The organism is Paracoccus litorisediminis (assembly GCF_009711205.1).
GTDB classification, from domain to species: Bacteria; Pseudomonadota; Alphaproteobacteria; order Rhodobacterales; family Rhodobacteraceae; genus Paracoccus; species Paracoccus litorisediminis.
Genome location: NZ_WMIG01000002.1, coordinates 641,389 through 655,447 on the forward strand (window position 1 = coordinate 641,389; position 14,059 = coordinate 655,447).

Here is a 14,059-nt window from a genome sequence, read left to right on the forward strand (position 1 = left end):
CCTAGCCCCCCTGCATTGGCGCCACGACTTCCAGCGCGTCGCCATCCTTCAGTTGCGTCGCTGCGCGCGACGGCGCGGGCAGGAAGCCGCCATTCAGCGCGGTTGCCACCTTGGCCCCGCCCAGCCCGATCTGGACCAGCGCGTCCTGCACGGTCGGCCCGGCCAGATCGCGGGCCTCGCCGTTAAGGGTGATCTTCATCCATGAACTCCGGTCTTTGTCCCGTGGTGATGTAATCGGCGGCCATGCGGGCGACAGTGGGGGCCAGAAGGTAGCCGTGGCGGTAAAGGCCATTGGCATAAAGCGTGTTCCCGCGCCGGCGCAGGCGGGGCAGGTTGTCGGGGAAGGCGGGGCGTGCGTCCGAGCCAAGCTCGAGGATCTCGGCCTCGGCGAAGCCGGGATGCAGGGCATAGGCGGCGGAAAGCATCTCGACCGCGGACCGGGCGGTGACGCGGTATTTGCCGCCGGTTTCCAGCATGGTCGCGCCGATCATGTAGATGCCTTCGCCGCGTGGGACGATGTAAAGCGGGATGCGCGGATGCAGCAGGCGGACGGTGCGGGTCAGGGTCACCTCGGGGCAGCGCAGGACCAGCATCTCACCGCGGACGCCGCGCAGGTCGGCAAGTTCGTCGCGGGCGGACAGGCCGCGTGCATCGACAGTCAGGCCGGTGGGTGCGGCGTCGGTTTCAATTTCGATGCCCTTTTCCGCCAACCGGTCGCGCAGGACGCGCAGCGCCTCACGCGGGTTCAGGTGGGATTCGGTGCCGAAGAACAGGCCGCGGGCAAAGCGGCCTTCAAGCTCGGGTTCCAGCGTGGCGATGGTCTCGGCATCGACGGGGGAATGGGCTTCGGTCATGCGGGCAAAGCGGTCCAGTTCCGCCCGGTCGCGTGACGGGGCAAGGACCAGCGTGCCGCGATGGGTGACCTCGACGCCCTGCGCCTGCCACCAATCAGCAGCGTTGCGGCCATGGCGGACGACGACCGGCTCGGCGCTTTCGGCCTCGCAATAGGGGGCAAGCATGCCGCCCGCGCGCCAGCTGCAGGCATGCGCGCCGGGCTTGCCTGCCGGATCGATCAGGCGCGGCGTCAGCCCGCGTGAGGCCAGTTCGGTGGCGATCGACAGGCCCATGACCCCGGCCCCAAGGATGGTGACTTCGGTCATGACTGTCCCCATAGCGCGTGGAAGTGATGGACCGGGCCGTGACCCAGCCCGACGGACAGGTCATCGGCGGCGGCAATCGCGCCTTGCAGCCAGCGATGGGCGCGGGTGACGGCTTCGGCGACGTCCATCCCCTGCGCCAGACCCGCCGCGATGGCCGAGGACAGTGAGCATCCCGTGCCATGCGTGTTGCGGGTGTTCTGGCGCGGGGCCGACAGGGCCAGCGGTTGCGGCCCGATCAGCAGGTCGGTGCAGATGTCGCCCGAGGCATGCCCGCCCTTCACCAGCACATGGGTTGCGCCAAGAGCCAGCAGCGCCTGACCCTGTTCCTGCATGGCCTCGGGCGTGTCGGCCGGGGCAAGATCCAGAAGCCGGGCTGCCTCGGGCAGGTTCGGGGTCAGCACGGTGGCCAGGGGAATCAGGCAGTCGCGCAGCGCAGCCACGGCCTGATCGGGCAGCAGCGCATCGCCCGATTTCGCCACCATCACCGGGTCGAGCACGATGGGAAAGGGGCCGGCCTCCTGAAAGACCTTCAGCCGGTCGGCGACTGCCGCGATCCGCTCGGGGCCGCCAACCATGCCGATCTTGACCGCGCGGATATCCAGATCGCCGAAAACCGCGTCGATCTGGGCCGCGACCATGCCGGGGCTGACGGATTCGACCGCGGCGACGGTGCGGGTGTTCTGCGCGGTGATCGCTGTGATCACGGATGCGCCATAGACCCCCAAAGCCGAGAAGCTTTTCAGATCCGCCTGAATGCCCGCGCCACCACCGCTGTCAGAGCCGGCAATGGTCAGGGCGATGGGATATGTCATGGCCCGCCTTTCGTCATCAGCGGGTCATGCGGTCTGGGGGATATGCGCGCACGAAACCGGGGGACCCGGCCAAGGCGCTCTACCCTTCCCTACGCCGGCATGACCCGGATCAGGTTCGATGGGTCGGTGCCTGGCACCTCTCAGCCCCGTTGCGGGACTCCCCAAGTGTAGAAATTATGACGACAACCTAGGGCCGAAGCCTGCGTCCCGCAAGGGTCATCCGTAATAGCTGCGGAACCAGTCGACGTAATCGGCGACGCCCTGCGTAACCTGCGTTTGCGGCGCATAGCCGGTCAGGCGGCGCAGCAAGGTGGTATCGGCCCAGGTCGCGGGTACGTCGCCGGGCTGCATGGGCTGCATGTCCTTGATCGCCGCCCGCCCGGTGGCCGATTCGATCGCGGCGATGAAGTCCATCAACTCGACCGGCGCGCCATTGCCGATATTGACCACGCGATGCGGCGCGACCGGGGACAGGCTGTCCTCGGGGCCGACGGGTGTGTCGCCGGGGGCCGCATCCATCAGCAGACGGATCGCGCGGACCAGATCGGCGACATGGGTGAAGTCCCGCCGCATGTCACCGTGGTTGAAGACCTTGATCGGCTGCCCCGCCAGAATCGCGTTGGTGAACAGCCACGGCGCCATGTCGGGCCGTCCCCATGGTCCGTAGACAGTGAAGAAGCGGAACATCGTCACCGGCAGGCCGAACAGATGGGCGTAACTATGGGCCATCGCCTCGGTCGATTTCTTGGACGCGGCATAGAAGGACATCTGCGCATCTACCTTGTCGGTTTCGCGGTAGGGCATGTCCTTGTTCGCGCCATAGACCGAACTGGTCGAGGCCAGCAGCAGATGTCGCGGCGGATGGGCCCGCGCAGCCTCGAGCAGTTCAAACGTGCCGATGATGTTCGACTGCAGATAGGCGCGGGGATTGTCGATGGAATGGCGCACCCCCGCCTGCGCGGCCAGATGCACCACCATATCCGGGCGGTGGGTCGCGAACAGATCGGCCAGCATGCCGGGTTCCTCGACGCGGGCGCGGATCGCGGTGAAGCCGGGGCGGGCGCGCAACTGCGCCTCGCGCGCTTCCTTCAGGGCCGGGTCGTAATAGGGGTCATGGGCGTCCAGCCCGATCACCTCGGCGCCTTCGTCCAGCAGCAATTGCGACAGATGATAGCCGATGAACCCGGCCGAACCCGTGATCAGAACGCGCATCAATCGACCCCGTACAGATCGCGCGTATAGACCTTGTCCGCGACATCGGCGAGCTCGGACGTGATCCGGTTGGTGATGATCAGGTCGGCCTGCTGCTTGAACTGCGCCAGATCGCGCACGACCGGGCTGTGAAAGAAATGGTCCTCTTTCAGCACCGGTTCATAGACGATGCAGGAAATGCCCTTGGCCTTGATCCGCTTCATGATCCCCTGAATCGAGCTGTCGCGGAAATTGTCCGATCCTGCCTTCATCACCAGCCGGTAAACGCCAACCAGCTTGGGCTGCCGGGCGATGATCTGGTCGGCGATGAAATCCTTGCGGGTGCGGTTGGATTCCACCACCGCCGCGATCAGCTGCTGCGGCACCTGATCGTAGTTCGCCAGAAGCTGCTTGGTATCCTTGGGCAGGCAATAGCCGCCATAGCCGAAGCTGGGATTGTTGTAATGCGCGCCGATCCGGGGATCGAGGCCGACGCCCTCGATGATCTCGCGCGTGTTCAGATCGCGTGACATGGAGTAGCTGTCGAGTTCGTTGAAATAGGCGACGCGCAGCGCAAGATAGGTGTTCGAGAACAGCTTGATCGCCTCGGCCTCGACCGCGCCGGTGAACAGGACCGGCATGTCCTTGCGGATCGCGCCCTGCACCAGCAGTTCGGCAATCTCGTGCGCTTCCGGGCTGTGATCGCCCACCACGATGCGCGAGGGATGCAGGTTGTCATGGAGCGCCCGGCCTTCCCGCAGGAACTCGGGCGAGAACATGATTCCGTCATAGCCGAACCGCGCCCGCATCTCGGTCACGAAACCGACGGGGACGGTGGACTTGACCACGATGGTGGCTTCGGGCGCATGGGTCCGGGCCAGTTCGATGACCTGCTGGACGCTGGACGTGTCGAAATGGTTGGTGCGCGAATCGTAATTCGTGGGCGTCGCGATGATGACGAAATGCGCGCCCTCAAGCGCCTGAACCGCGTCGGTGGTGGCGGTCAGGTCCAGCGCCTTTTCCGCCAGCCACTGGCTGATCTCGACGTCCTCGATGGGCGAGCGGCGGGCATTGACCTGCGCGACGCGACCCGCATTCACATCCAGTGCGACGACCTTGTTGTGCTGGGCCAAAAGGACGGCGATCGACATGCCGACGTAACCCAAGCCTGCTACGGCAATCTTCATCCGTGCTATCCGCAAGTTGTTTCATGCAGCCGTAACATATCGGGCAGACGGGAAGAAGAAGGCAGTTTTCCCCGGTTTACCTTGCGACTGGTATACCAAGATGCCAAATAGTGTCCGACCAAACGGAGGACCTCCCCAATGACCTTCACCCCTCACGGCAAACATCTGATCGCTGGCGAATGGGTCGCGACCGAGCAGACCTTCCCCTCGGAACCGGCAACCGGCCCGTCGCATCCTTTCAGCGTCGGCACCGTCGATCTGGTGAACCGCGCCTGCGAAGCCGCGGAAGACGCCTTCTGGAGCTATGGCTATTCCTCGCGCGAGGAACGTGCCCTGTTCCTTGAGGCCATCGCGGACGAAATCGAAGCCCGCGCTGATGCCATCACCCAGATCGGCAGCCAGGAAACCGGCCTGCCGGAAGCCCGCCTGCAGGGCGAGCGCGGCCGCACCACCGGCCAGCTGCGCCTGTTCGCGGACCATATCCGCAAGGGCGAGTACCTTGACCGCCGCTTCGACGCGGCGCTGCCCGACCGCAAGCCGGCTGCCCGCCCCGAGATCCGTCTGGTCGAGCGTCCCATCGGCCCGGTTGCCGTTTTCGGCGCCTCGAACTTCCCGTTGGCCTTCTCGACCGCCGGTGGTGACACTGCCGCGGCGCTGGCCGCTGGCTGCCCGGTCGTCGTCAAAGGCCACTCGGCCCATCCCGGCACCGGCGAGATCGTGGCCGAGGCCGTCGCCGCTGCCATCGCGAAACGCAACCTGCACCCGGGCGTCTTCAGCCTGATCCAGGGCGGTCGCCGCGATGTCGGCACCGCGCTGGTCCAGCATCCGCGCATCAAGGCCGTGGGCTTCACCGGCAGCCTCGGCGGCGGTCGCGCGCTGTTCGACCTGTGCGCACAGCGCCCCGAGCCGATCCCTTTCTTCGGTGAGCTGGGCTCGGTCAACCCGATGTTCCTGCTGCCGCAGGCGATGTCCGCCCGCGCCGAGGAACTGGGCGCGGGCTGGGCCGGTTCGCTGACCATGGGCGCGGGCCAGTTCTGCACCAATCCGGGCATCTCGGTCGTGATCGACGGTCCGGAAGCTGACCGTTACACCGCCGCCGCCAAGGCCGGTCTGGAAAAGGTCGGCGCGCAGACCATGCTGACCGACGGCATCGCGAAAGCTTATCGCGACGGCAAGGAACGCTTTGAATCGCGCAATTCGGTGACCCCAGTCTATGCGACGGAATCGTCGGATCGTCAGGCGAACCCGAACCTTTATGAAACCACCGCTGAGGCCTATCTGCAGGACCACGCGCTGGGTGAAGAGGTCTTCGGCCCGCTTGGCCTGATCGTTCGCGTGAAATCCGTCGACGAGATGGTGACGCTGGCAAAAGGCTTCGAAGGTCAGCTGACCACGACGATCCACATGGATGCGGACGATCTGGCCGACGCGCAGAAACTGCGTCCGGTGCTTGAGCGCAAATCGGGTCGTGTGCTGGTCAACGGCTTCCCGACTGGCGTGGAAGTGGTCGATTCGATGGTTCATGGCGGGCCGTACCCGGCCTCGACCAACTTCGGCGCGACCTCGGTCGGCACGCTGTCGATCCGTCGCTTCCTGCGTCCGGTCAGCTACCAGAACTTCCCGGAAGCGCTGCTGCCGGAAGACCTGCGCGGCTGATCCCTTTCGGATTGCGATGACATCATGCCACGGGGCCAATGGTCCCGTGGCATTTCCGTTTCTTGACCTTGGGCGCGGCGATGCTCAGGTTTGGGCCAGAATGACAGAGGGTTTTCCGGCATGGCGACGACTAAGAACGTGATCTTTGACCTTGGCGCGGTGCTGATCGAATGGGATGCGGCGCTGGGTTTTTCCGATGTCTTCACCACCCGCGACGCGGCCGAGGACTGGCTGCGGCAGATCGATTTCGCGCGCTGGAACCGGTTGCAGGATGGCGGGCGCAGTTTTGCCGATGGGCTGGCAGCGGCAAAGGCCGAACATGGCGATCTGGCGCGGCATATGGCCCACTACCTGACGACCTTTCCGGTCACCATCGACAAGACCGTGCCGGGTACTTGGGAAATTCTTGAGGATCTGGCGGCGCGGGATGTGCCTCTTTATGCGATTACCAATTGGGCTGCCGACACCTGGCCTGCCGCGCTTGAACTGTATCCTCGGTTGGGTACGGTCTTTCGCGACATCGTGGTGTCGGGTCAGGTCGCGCTGCTGAAACCCGAGCCCGCGATTTATCGCATGCTTCTGGACCGCAACGGGCTGGTCGCGCAGGACTGCCTGTTCATCGACGACAGCCTGCCGAATGTCGAAGGTGCCCGCGCGGTCGGCATGGACGCGATCCATTTCACCGATGCCGAAGCGCTGGCAGCCGAGCTGGCCGCGCGCGGGCTGTTCGCTTAAGGCCGGGGCTGATCAGCACCGACCAGCGGCGCCAGATGGCGCAGTGCCAGCAGATAGCCGTGGGTGCCAAGGCCCGCGATCACGCCCTCGGCCCGCAGGCTGACATAGGAATGGTGGCGGAAGCTTTCGCGCTTGTGGATGTTCGAGATATGCACCTCGATCACCGGCGCGTCGAAGGTGTTCAGCGCGTCGAGGATCGCGACCGAGGTGTGGGTCAGCGCGCCGGGATTGATGATGATCGCATTGGCCTCGTGCCGGGCCTCGTGGATCGTGTCGACGATCACCCCTTCATGGTTCGACTGGAAGAAGCGGATCTCCAGCCCCAGCTCGCGGCCCAGATCGGTGCAGGCGCGCTCGACATCGGCCAGCGTGGTGCTGCCATAGATTTCGGGCTGGCGCTGGCCCAGCAGGTTCAGGTTCGGGCCGTTCAGGACATAGACGGTGGGCATGGCTTCCTCGTGGCAATTCGCGGCGGGCAGGATAGTCGCATGAGGCCCTGCCGCAAGCGCGATCAGGCAGGCTCGGCCAGGAAGATATAGCCCGCGCCATAGATCGTCTTGATCAGCCGCGGGCTTTTCGGGTCCTCACCCAGTTTGGTCCGCAGCCGCGAGATGCGCACATCCATCGCCCGGTCAAAGCTTTCGCCCGCCGATCCGCCCAAGGTTTCCAGCATCTGCGCGCGCGAAATCAGCCGGCGCGGATTGTCGAGGAACAGCCGCAGCACCTCGGCCTCGGCATGGCTGATCGGGGTTTCCTCGCCCTCGGGAGAGGTCAGCGCATAGCGGTCGAAATCGACGGTCCATCCGGCAAAGCGGACCAGCTGGCGACCCGCGCCCGCATCCCGCGCGGGCTTGCGCAGCCGGGCGCGGATGCGGGCCACGACCTCGGCGGGTTCAAAGGGCTTGATGATGTAATCGTCGGCCCCCAGCTCCAGCCCCGCCACCCGGTCCTGCACCTGCGCCCGCCCCGAGATGATGATGATCGCCGCCCCGGATTCGCGGGCCAGCCGGTGGACCAGCGCCAGCCCGTCGCGGTCGGGCAGGCCCAGATCGATCAGGCAGGCCTCGGGCTGGATGCGACGCAGGGCGGCCTCGAATTCGGTGGCACGGGCAAAGCATTGGGTGCGAAAGCCCGCCTCGACCAAGGCCGCGGACAGCAGGCGGCGGATCTCGGGTTCGTCGTCAAGGATCGCGATCAGCGGGGCGTCAGTCATCCGTCACCTTCATCAGGGCCATGGCCAGTTCGGCCTCATCGAATGGTTTGGTCAAGACCGGAACGCGCAAGCCCTCGCGTTGGGGGGCGCTGGCGGGCAGGGCGGTCATCAGGATCAGGGGCAGGCCCGCATCAGCCAGCGCGTCGCCCGAACCGTCGCCCAGCTGCAGATCGGACAGGATCAGCGCCAGCCCCGGCAGGTCGGTCAGGGCGCGCGCCTCGGACAGGGCGGCGGCCTCGATCACGGCATGACCTTGGGCCAGCAGCATTTCGCGCGTGGTGGCGCGGATGTCGGGATCGTCCTCAACCAGCAAGATCAGCAGCGGGCTGACCGCGTGCCAAGGCAGGCGGATCGTCACCTGCGCCCCATCCGCATTGGCCAGCCGCATCGTCCCACCGGCCAGCTTGATCTGGTCATAGACCATCGACAGGCCCAGACCCGAGCCCTGCCCACCCTTGGTGGTAAAGAAGGGTTCGGTCGCGCGTTCCAGCGCATCGGCGGAAAAGCCGGGACCAGAATCGGTCACGACCAGTTCCAGCCAATGCCCGGCAGGGCGGGCGGCGATGGTGATGTTTCCCTGACCCTGCATCGCGTCGCGGGCGTTCAGGATCAGGTTCAGCAACGCGTCCTGCAGCGCGCCGGGGTCCAGCATCAGCTGCGTTTCTGGCAGATCTGGGGCGATGTCCAGACGGATGCCTGCACCAAGACTGGGCCGGGTCATCGTCGCCAGCTCGTCCAGCAGCAAGCGCAGATCGACCGGGCGCGGGCGGTGATCGCGCCGTCCGGTCAGGGTGGCGATTCCGGCCAGCAGCGTGACCCCGCGCCGGGCGGCTGCCTGCGTGGCCTGCACATCCTCGGCCTGCTCGGGCGTCAGCCCGGCCCGTGACAGGCGTGCTTGCAACCCAAGGATCACCGTCAGCAGATTGCCGAAATCATGCGCCATGCCCGATGTTACCTGCGCCGCCACCGCGCGCTTGGCGGCATGGGCCATCGCCTCGCGCGAGTGGACCTCGGCGGTGACATCGGTGGACAGGATATAGGCCCCGCGACCGTTCTGGTCCGGGGTCAGCGCGATGCGGATGCGCCGACCTGATGGCGGGTGGGTGATCTCGAACACCTGCGGCTGGCCTTCGATCGCGCGGTCCATATGCGGACGGATGCGGGCAAAGGTCTCGGGGCCCAGCACCTCGACCCCGTCGCGGCCAAGGATCGAGGCCCCGGCACCCGGAAACACCGCCGAGATCTGGTTGTTCGAGAAGGTGTAGCGATAATCCCGGTCCATATGCGCGATATGCGCCGGGACCATCGCCGTCACCTGCCTTGTGCGCTGCTCTTGCTCGGTCACGATGCGCTTGGCTTCCTCAAGCGCGGCATTCGTGGCGGCCAAGGCCCGGTTTGCCGCCGAAAGCCGCTCGGCATGGTCAAGGACCAGCTCGGACAGCTCCTCGGACCGGGCGCGCAGCAATTCCTGATGCTGCTTGATCGGGGTGATGTCGGTATAGACCGCGACCCAGCCGCCTTGTGACAGCGGCGCCCCCTCGACCGAGATCCATCGCCCGTCGGCGCGCTGACGCTCCATGTAATGGGGCTGAAAGGTGCGGGCTTGCGCCACGCGTTCGTGGATTGCGGCTTCGGGATCGTCCTGCGGGCCATATTCGCCGCGCAGGACAAGGTAGCGGATCGTATCCTCGAACCGCGCGCCGGGGCGGGTCAGTTCGTCGGGCAAGGCGAACATCGCCTGATAGGGCCGGTTGCAGACCGCCAGCCGCAGGTCGGCATCAAAAATCGAGATCGCCTGCTGAATCAGGTTCAGCCCGGACCTCGTCAATTCGCCATGGTTTTCCTCGGTCAGCATATCCCCCCGCAAGGCTGGCCCCGGCCCCGTAACAATTCGTAGGATTCGGGACAAATTCGCGCAAGGATTACCGGGCTAAGCTGAACTTGCCGGATGGGAGGGGAGCCCGGACGGCGCGGAGGAACCCATGTCCAACATGCAGTCGGCCGAGGCCGGGCTGCGGTCCATTCCCGCTTTGCTGGCGCGAAACGCCGCACAGTTCGGGAACCGGGCCGCCTACCGGGAAAAAGAGTTCGGGATCTGGCAAAGCTGGACCTGGGCCGAGACCTCGCGCCAGATCCGCGACATCGCGCTGGGGTTTCTGGTGCTGGGCCTGAAGCCCGGAGAGCATGTCGCCATCATCGGCCGCAACCGGCCCATGCATTACTGGTCGATGGTTGCGGCGCAGATGTGCGGCGCGGTTCCGGTGCCGCTTTATCAGGACGCTGTCGCCGATGAGATGGCCTATGTGCTGGGCAATTGCGGCGCGCGTTTCGTGGTCTGCGGCGATCAGGAACAGGTCGACAAGGTGCTTGAGGTCGGCGACCGCGCCCCCGCCGTTCAGCACCTGATCTATACCGACCGGCGCGGCATGCGGAAATACGACCATTCCCGGATGAACGCGCTGGCTGACATCCAGACCGAGGGCCGCGCCGCCGAGCAGCGTCTGGGCGCGGAACTGGACGCCCGCATTGCCGGGCTGGGTTATGACGACACCTGCGTGATGCTGTATACTTCGGGGACGACCGGCAAGCCCAAGGGCGTCGTCCTGTCCAACCGCAATATCATCGAGACTTCGAAAAACAGCGCCGGTTTCGACCGCCTGACCGAAGCCGAGGAAGTGCTGGCATATCTGCCGATGGCATGGGTCGGCGATTTCATCTTCTCGGTCGGACAGGCCTATTCTGCGGGCTTCACCGTCAATTGCCCCGAGGGCGCGCAGACGATGATGACCGACCTGCGCGAGATCGGCCCCAGCTATTTCTTTGCCCCGCCGCGGGTCTTTGAAGGCCAGCTGACCAGCGTGATGATCCGGATGGAGGATGCGGGCCGTATCAAGCGCGGGCTGTTTCGGCATTTCATGGATCTGGCCCGCCGCGTCGGCCCATCCATCCTTGAGGGTCGTTCGGTCGGGCCGCTGGACCGGCTGCGTTACGGCCTTGGCAACTTGCTGATCTATGGCCCGCTGAAAAATACGCTGGGCTATTCCCGCATCCGCGTCGGCTATACCGCAGGCGAGGCGATCGGCCCCGAGATTTTCAGCTTCTATCGCAGCCTTGGGATCAACCTGAAGCAACTTTACGGTCAGACCGAGGCCTCGGTCTTTATCACCCAGCAGCCAGACGGCGCGGTTCGGCCCGATACGGTTGGCGTGCCCTCGCCGGGGGTGGAACTGAAGATCGCCGAAAGCGGCGAGGTCTTCTATCGCGGCCCCGGCACGTTCGTCGAATATTTCGGCAATCCCGACAGCACCGCCTCGACCAAGGACCCCGAGGGCTGGGTCGCAACCGGGGATGCCGGCTTCTTCGAGGAACAGACCGGGCAATTGCGCATCATCGACCGCGCGAAGGATGTCGGAAAAATGGCCGATGGCCGGATGTTCGCGCCCAAATATGTCGAGAACAAGCTGAAGTTCTATCCCAACATCCTTGAGGCGGTGGTGTTCGGCGCGGGGCGGGAATTTTGCACCGCCTTCATCAATATCGACCTGACCGCCGTCGGAAACTGGGCCGAGCGCAATAACATCGCCTATGCCAGCTATCAGGAACTGGCCGGGCATCCGCAGGTCTATGCGATGATCCGTGACCATGTTTCGCAGGTGAATGCCTCGGTCGCCGAGGACCCGATGCTGTCGGGCTGCCAGATCAGCCGCTTTCTGGTGCTGCACAAGGAACTGGACCCCGACGATGGCGAAATGACCCGCACCCGCAAGGTTCGCCGGGGCGTGATTGCCGACAAATATGCCGACCTGATCGCCGCGCTCTACGATGGATCGCAAAACGTCTTTACCGAAACCGAAGTCACCTATGAAGATGGCCGCAAGGGCAGGATCAAGGCGACGCTGCGGATCGAGGATGCCCAGGTCGCACCCCCGGCCCTCCATGTGAAACCAAGGGGAATTGCAGCATGAGCACCGAAAAACCCGCCTATGTCTTCGCCATCGCCTTCGGCATTGCCGGGATCGTTCTGGCATGGATTCTGGCCTCGATCCTGCCACCGAACATCTTTCACGTCTTTGCCGGGGCCGTCGGCGCGATCTTTGGCGTGCTGCTGATCTCGCGTCTGTGGCCGGCGCTGCCCCTGGGCAAGGCGCATCTGTGGGGCGCGGCGCTGATTGCCTACAATATCGGGCTGTCGCTGCTGGAAAGGGTGTGGCTGGCATCATGATCGCAACGCCCGCAGCCGAATTCAGCACCGACAAGGGCGCGACCCGCCCCGTGCTGATGGACCTGAAAAACATCACCCTCCGCTTTGGCGGGGTGGTGGCGATCAAGGACATCAGCTTCGACATCCGCGAGGGCGAGATCCGCGCCATCATCGGGCCGAACGGCGCGGGCAAATCCTCGATGCTGAACGTGATCTCGGGCTTTTATGTGCCCCAGCAGGGCGAGATCTGGTTCGAGGGGCAAAAGCGCCCGCCGATGAAACCCTATCAGGTTGCGCGTCTGGGGCTGGCGCGCACCTTTCAGAACATCGCGCTGTTCGATGGCATGTCGGTCTTGGACAACATCATGACGGGGCGGTTGAACAAGATGAAATCATCGCTGTTCAGCCAAGCCCTGTGGTGGGGCCCCGCTGAGCGCGAAGAGGTCGAAAACCGTGCGCAGGTCGAAAAGATCATCGATTTTCTGGAAATCCAGAACATCCGCAAGACCCCGGTCGGCCGTCTGCCCTACGGGCTGAAAAAGCGCGTGGAACTGGCGCGTGCCTTGGCCGCCGAGCCGCGCATCCTGCTTCTGGACGAGCCGATGGCGGGCATGAATGTCGAAGAAAAAGAGGACATGTGCCGCTTCATCCTTGATGTGAACGACGAGTTCGGCACGACCATCGTCCTGATCGAGCATGACATGGGCGTGGTCATGGATCTGTCGGATCGGGTGGTGGTGATGGATTACGGCCGCAAGATCGGCGACGGCACCCCCGACGAGGTTCGAGCCAATCCCGAGGTCATCAGCGCCTATCTGGGCGTGGCGCACGAGTAAGGGGCAATCGCATGGAATTCCTTTACGCAAGCGAAGTGCTGGTCAACGGTCTGATGGCCGGGGTGATGTACTCGCTGGTCGCCCTTGGCTTTGTGCTGATCTACAAGGCCTCGGGTGTCTTCAACTATGCCCAAGGGGTGATGGCGCTGTTCGCCGCCATGACGCTGGTGGGCATCATGGAAGGGCGGGTGCCCTTTGCCCATCTGATCAATGCGGCGTTCGGCGTGCATGTGGACCGCTTCGGCTGGACCGTGCCCGCGATCTTCGGGATCGCACTGACCGCGCTGATCATGGTCGGTCTGGCCATCGCGGTGGAAAAACTGGTGCTGAAACATCTGGTCGGCCAGGAGCCGATCATCCTGTTCATGGCGACCATCGGTCTGGCCTGGTTTCTTGAGGGCTTGGGCGACGTGATGTGGGGCGCTGATGTGAAGGTGCTGGATGTGGGCCTGCCTCAAGGCATCTCGGACAGCATCGAGACGGCGACAAACAACTGGTTGGGCTATGGCTTCTTCATCGACCGGCTCGACATCTGGGCGACGGTCATCGCGGCAGCCTTGGTGGCAGCTCTGGTCGGCTTCTCGCAATATACCAAGCAGGGCCGGGCAATGCGCGCGGTCGCCGACGACCATCAGGCGGCGCTGTCGGTGGGCATCAGCCTGCGCTTCATCTGGATCATGGTCTGGTCGATCGCGGGCTTTGTCGCGCTGGTCGCAGGCATCATGTGGGGCACGAAATCGGGTGTGCAGTTCAGCTTGTCGCTGATCGCGTTAAAGGCGCTGCCGGTGCTGATGCTGGGCGGCTTCACCTCGATCCCCGGTGCCATCGTCGGCGGGCTGATCATCGGCATGGGCGAGAAGCTGTTTGAATATTTCATCGGTCCGATGGTCGGCGGCGCGACCGAGAACTGGTTCGCCTATGTGCTGGCGCTGCTGTTCCTCGTCTTCCGACCGCAGGGCCTGTTTGGCGAGCGGATCATCGAGCGGGTCTGAGGTGAAAAGATTCTATGCCTCCGGCGGGGATATTTGGACAAGAAAGAAACCGGTGCGACCGAGCTTCTTTCTTGCG

The 14,059-nt window shown here is 64.6% G+C and carries 14 protein-coding genes and 1 riboswitch; of the genes, 6 read left to right on the top strand and 8 right to left on the bottom strand.

The window, feature by feature from the left end; genetic code table 11:
• Position 1: 1 nt before the first annotated feature.
• From thiS to GL300_RS08595, 5 genes are all read right to left on the bottom strand, one after another.
• Positions 2–199 carry a sulfur carrier protein ThiS gene (gene thiS / locus GL300_RS08575; protein WP_155039175.1) on the bottom strand — a complete coding sequence of 66 codons (198 nt, stop codon included), beginning with the start codon at positions 197–199 and terminating at the stop codon, positions 2–4.
• Positions 183–1,160 carry an FAD-dependent oxidoreductase gene (locus tag GL300_RS08580; RefSeq protein ID WP_155039176.1) on the bottom strand — a complete coding sequence of 326 codons (978 nt, stop codon included), beginning with the start codon at positions 1,158–1,160 and terminating at the stop codon, positions 183–185. The genes thiS and GL300_RS08580 overlap by 17 nt, the downstream gene beginning before the upstream one ends.
• Entirely contained in the window at positions 1,157–1,972 is an 816-nt protein-coding gene (gene thiD / locus GL300_RS08585; RefSeq protein ID WP_155039177.1) for a bifunctional hydroxymethylpyrimidine kinase/phosphomethylpyrimidine kinase, read from the bottom strand. Before thiD ends, GL300_RS08580 begins: the two co-directional genes overlap by 4 nt.
• A gap of 69 nt (positions 1,973–2,041) precedes the next feature.
• A riboswitch (TPP riboswitch) is annotated at positions 2,042–2,146 on the bottom strand.
• 42 nt (positions 2,147–2,188) lie between these two features.
• Positions 2,189–3,187, bottom strand: a complete 999-nt coding sequence (locus tag GL300_RS08590) for an NAD-dependent epimerase/dehydratase family protein (protein WP_155039178.1) — start codon at positions 3,185–3,187, stop codon at positions 2,189–2,191.
• The gene (locus GL300_RS08595) at positions 3,184–4,350 is read right to left on the bottom strand and encodes a nucleotide sugar dehydrogenase (RefSeq protein ID WP_155039179.1); all 1,167 of its coding nucleotides are present in this window, start codon (positions 4,348–4,350) and stop codon (positions 3,184–3,186) included. The genes GL300_RS08590 and GL300_RS08595 overlap by 4 nt, the downstream gene beginning before the upstream one ends.
• 138 nt (positions 4,351–4,488) lie before the next feature.
• Here GL300_RS08595 and GL300_RS08600 point away from each other — a divergent pair, with 138 nt between their 5' ends.
• Together GL300_RS08600 and GL300_RS08605 are read left to right on the top strand one after the other, a co-directional pair.
• Positions 4,489–6,006, top strand: coding sequence for an aldehyde dehydrogenase (NADP(+)) (locus GL300_RS08600; RefSeq protein WP_155039180.1), 1,518 nt, complete (start codon positions 4,489–4,491; stop codon positions 6,004–6,006).
• Positions 6,007–6,126: 120 nt separating this feature from the next.
• A complete protein-coding gene (locus GL300_RS08605) occupies positions 6,127–6,741 on the top strand; it encodes an HAD family hydrolase (protein WP_155039181.1) in 615 nt (204 codons plus the stop codon).
• Here the strand turns inward: GL300_RS08605 and aroQ are convergent.
• The 3 genes from aroQ to GL300_RS08620 all read right to left on the bottom strand — a co-directional run bounded on the left by aroQ (position 6,738) and on the right by GL300_RS08620 (position 9,809).
• Positions 6,738–7,190 (bottom strand): type II 3-dehydroquinate dehydratase, encoded by a 453-nt coding sequence (aroQ, locus tag GL300_RS08610; protein WP_155039182.1) that lies wholly within the window; start codon positions 7,188–7,190, stop codon positions 6,738–6,740. The genes GL300_RS08605 and aroQ overlap by 4 nt on opposite strands.
• Positions 7,191–7,252: 62 nt before the next feature.
• Positions 7,253–7,954 carry a response regulator transcription factor gene (locus GL300_RS08615; RefSeq protein ID WP_155039183.1) on the bottom strand — a complete coding sequence of 234 codons (702 nt, stop codon included), beginning with the start codon at positions 7,952–7,954 and terminating at the stop codon, positions 7,253–7,255.
• Complete coding sequence (locus GL300_RS08620; RefSeq protein ID WP_155039250.1) at positions 7,947–9,809, bottom strand: PAS-domain containing protein; 1,863 nt, start codon at positions 9,807–9,809, stop codon at positions 7,947–7,949. The genes GL300_RS08615 and GL300_RS08620 overlap by 8 nt, the downstream gene beginning before the upstream one ends.
• A gap of 136 nt (positions 9,810–9,945) precedes the next feature.
• On the opposite strand from GL300_RS08620, the gene GL300_RS08625 reads away from it, so the two are divergent.
• The 4 genes from GL300_RS08625 to GL300_RS08640 are packed head-to-tail and all read left to right on the top strand — an operon-like array spanning position 9,946 to position 13,983.
• A complete protein-coding gene (locus tag GL300_RS08625; RefSeq protein ID WP_394206506.1) occupies positions 9,946–11,919 on the top strand; it encodes an AMP-binding protein in 1,974 nt (657 codons plus the stop codon).
• Entirely contained in the window at positions 11,916–12,176 is a 261-nt protein-coding gene (locus GL300_RS08630; protein WP_155039185.1) for a hypothetical protein, read from the top strand. The genes GL300_RS08625 and GL300_RS08630 overlap by 4 nt, the downstream gene beginning before the upstream one ends.
• Positions 12,173–12,991, top strand: coding sequence for an ABC transporter ATP-binding protein (locus tag GL300_RS08635; protein WP_155039186.1), 819 nt, complete (start codon positions 12,173–12,175; stop codon positions 12,989–12,991). The genes GL300_RS08630 and GL300_RS08635 overlap by 4 nt, the downstream gene beginning before the upstream one ends.
• An 11-nt stretch (positions 12,992–13,002) precedes the next feature.
• Positions 13,003–13,983, top strand: a complete 981-nt coding sequence (locus tag GL300_RS08640) for a branched-chain amino acid ABC transporter permease (RefSeq protein ID WP_155039187.1) — start codon at positions 13,003–13,005, stop codon at positions 13,981–13,983.
• Positions 13,984–14,059: the final 76 nt, after the last annotated feature.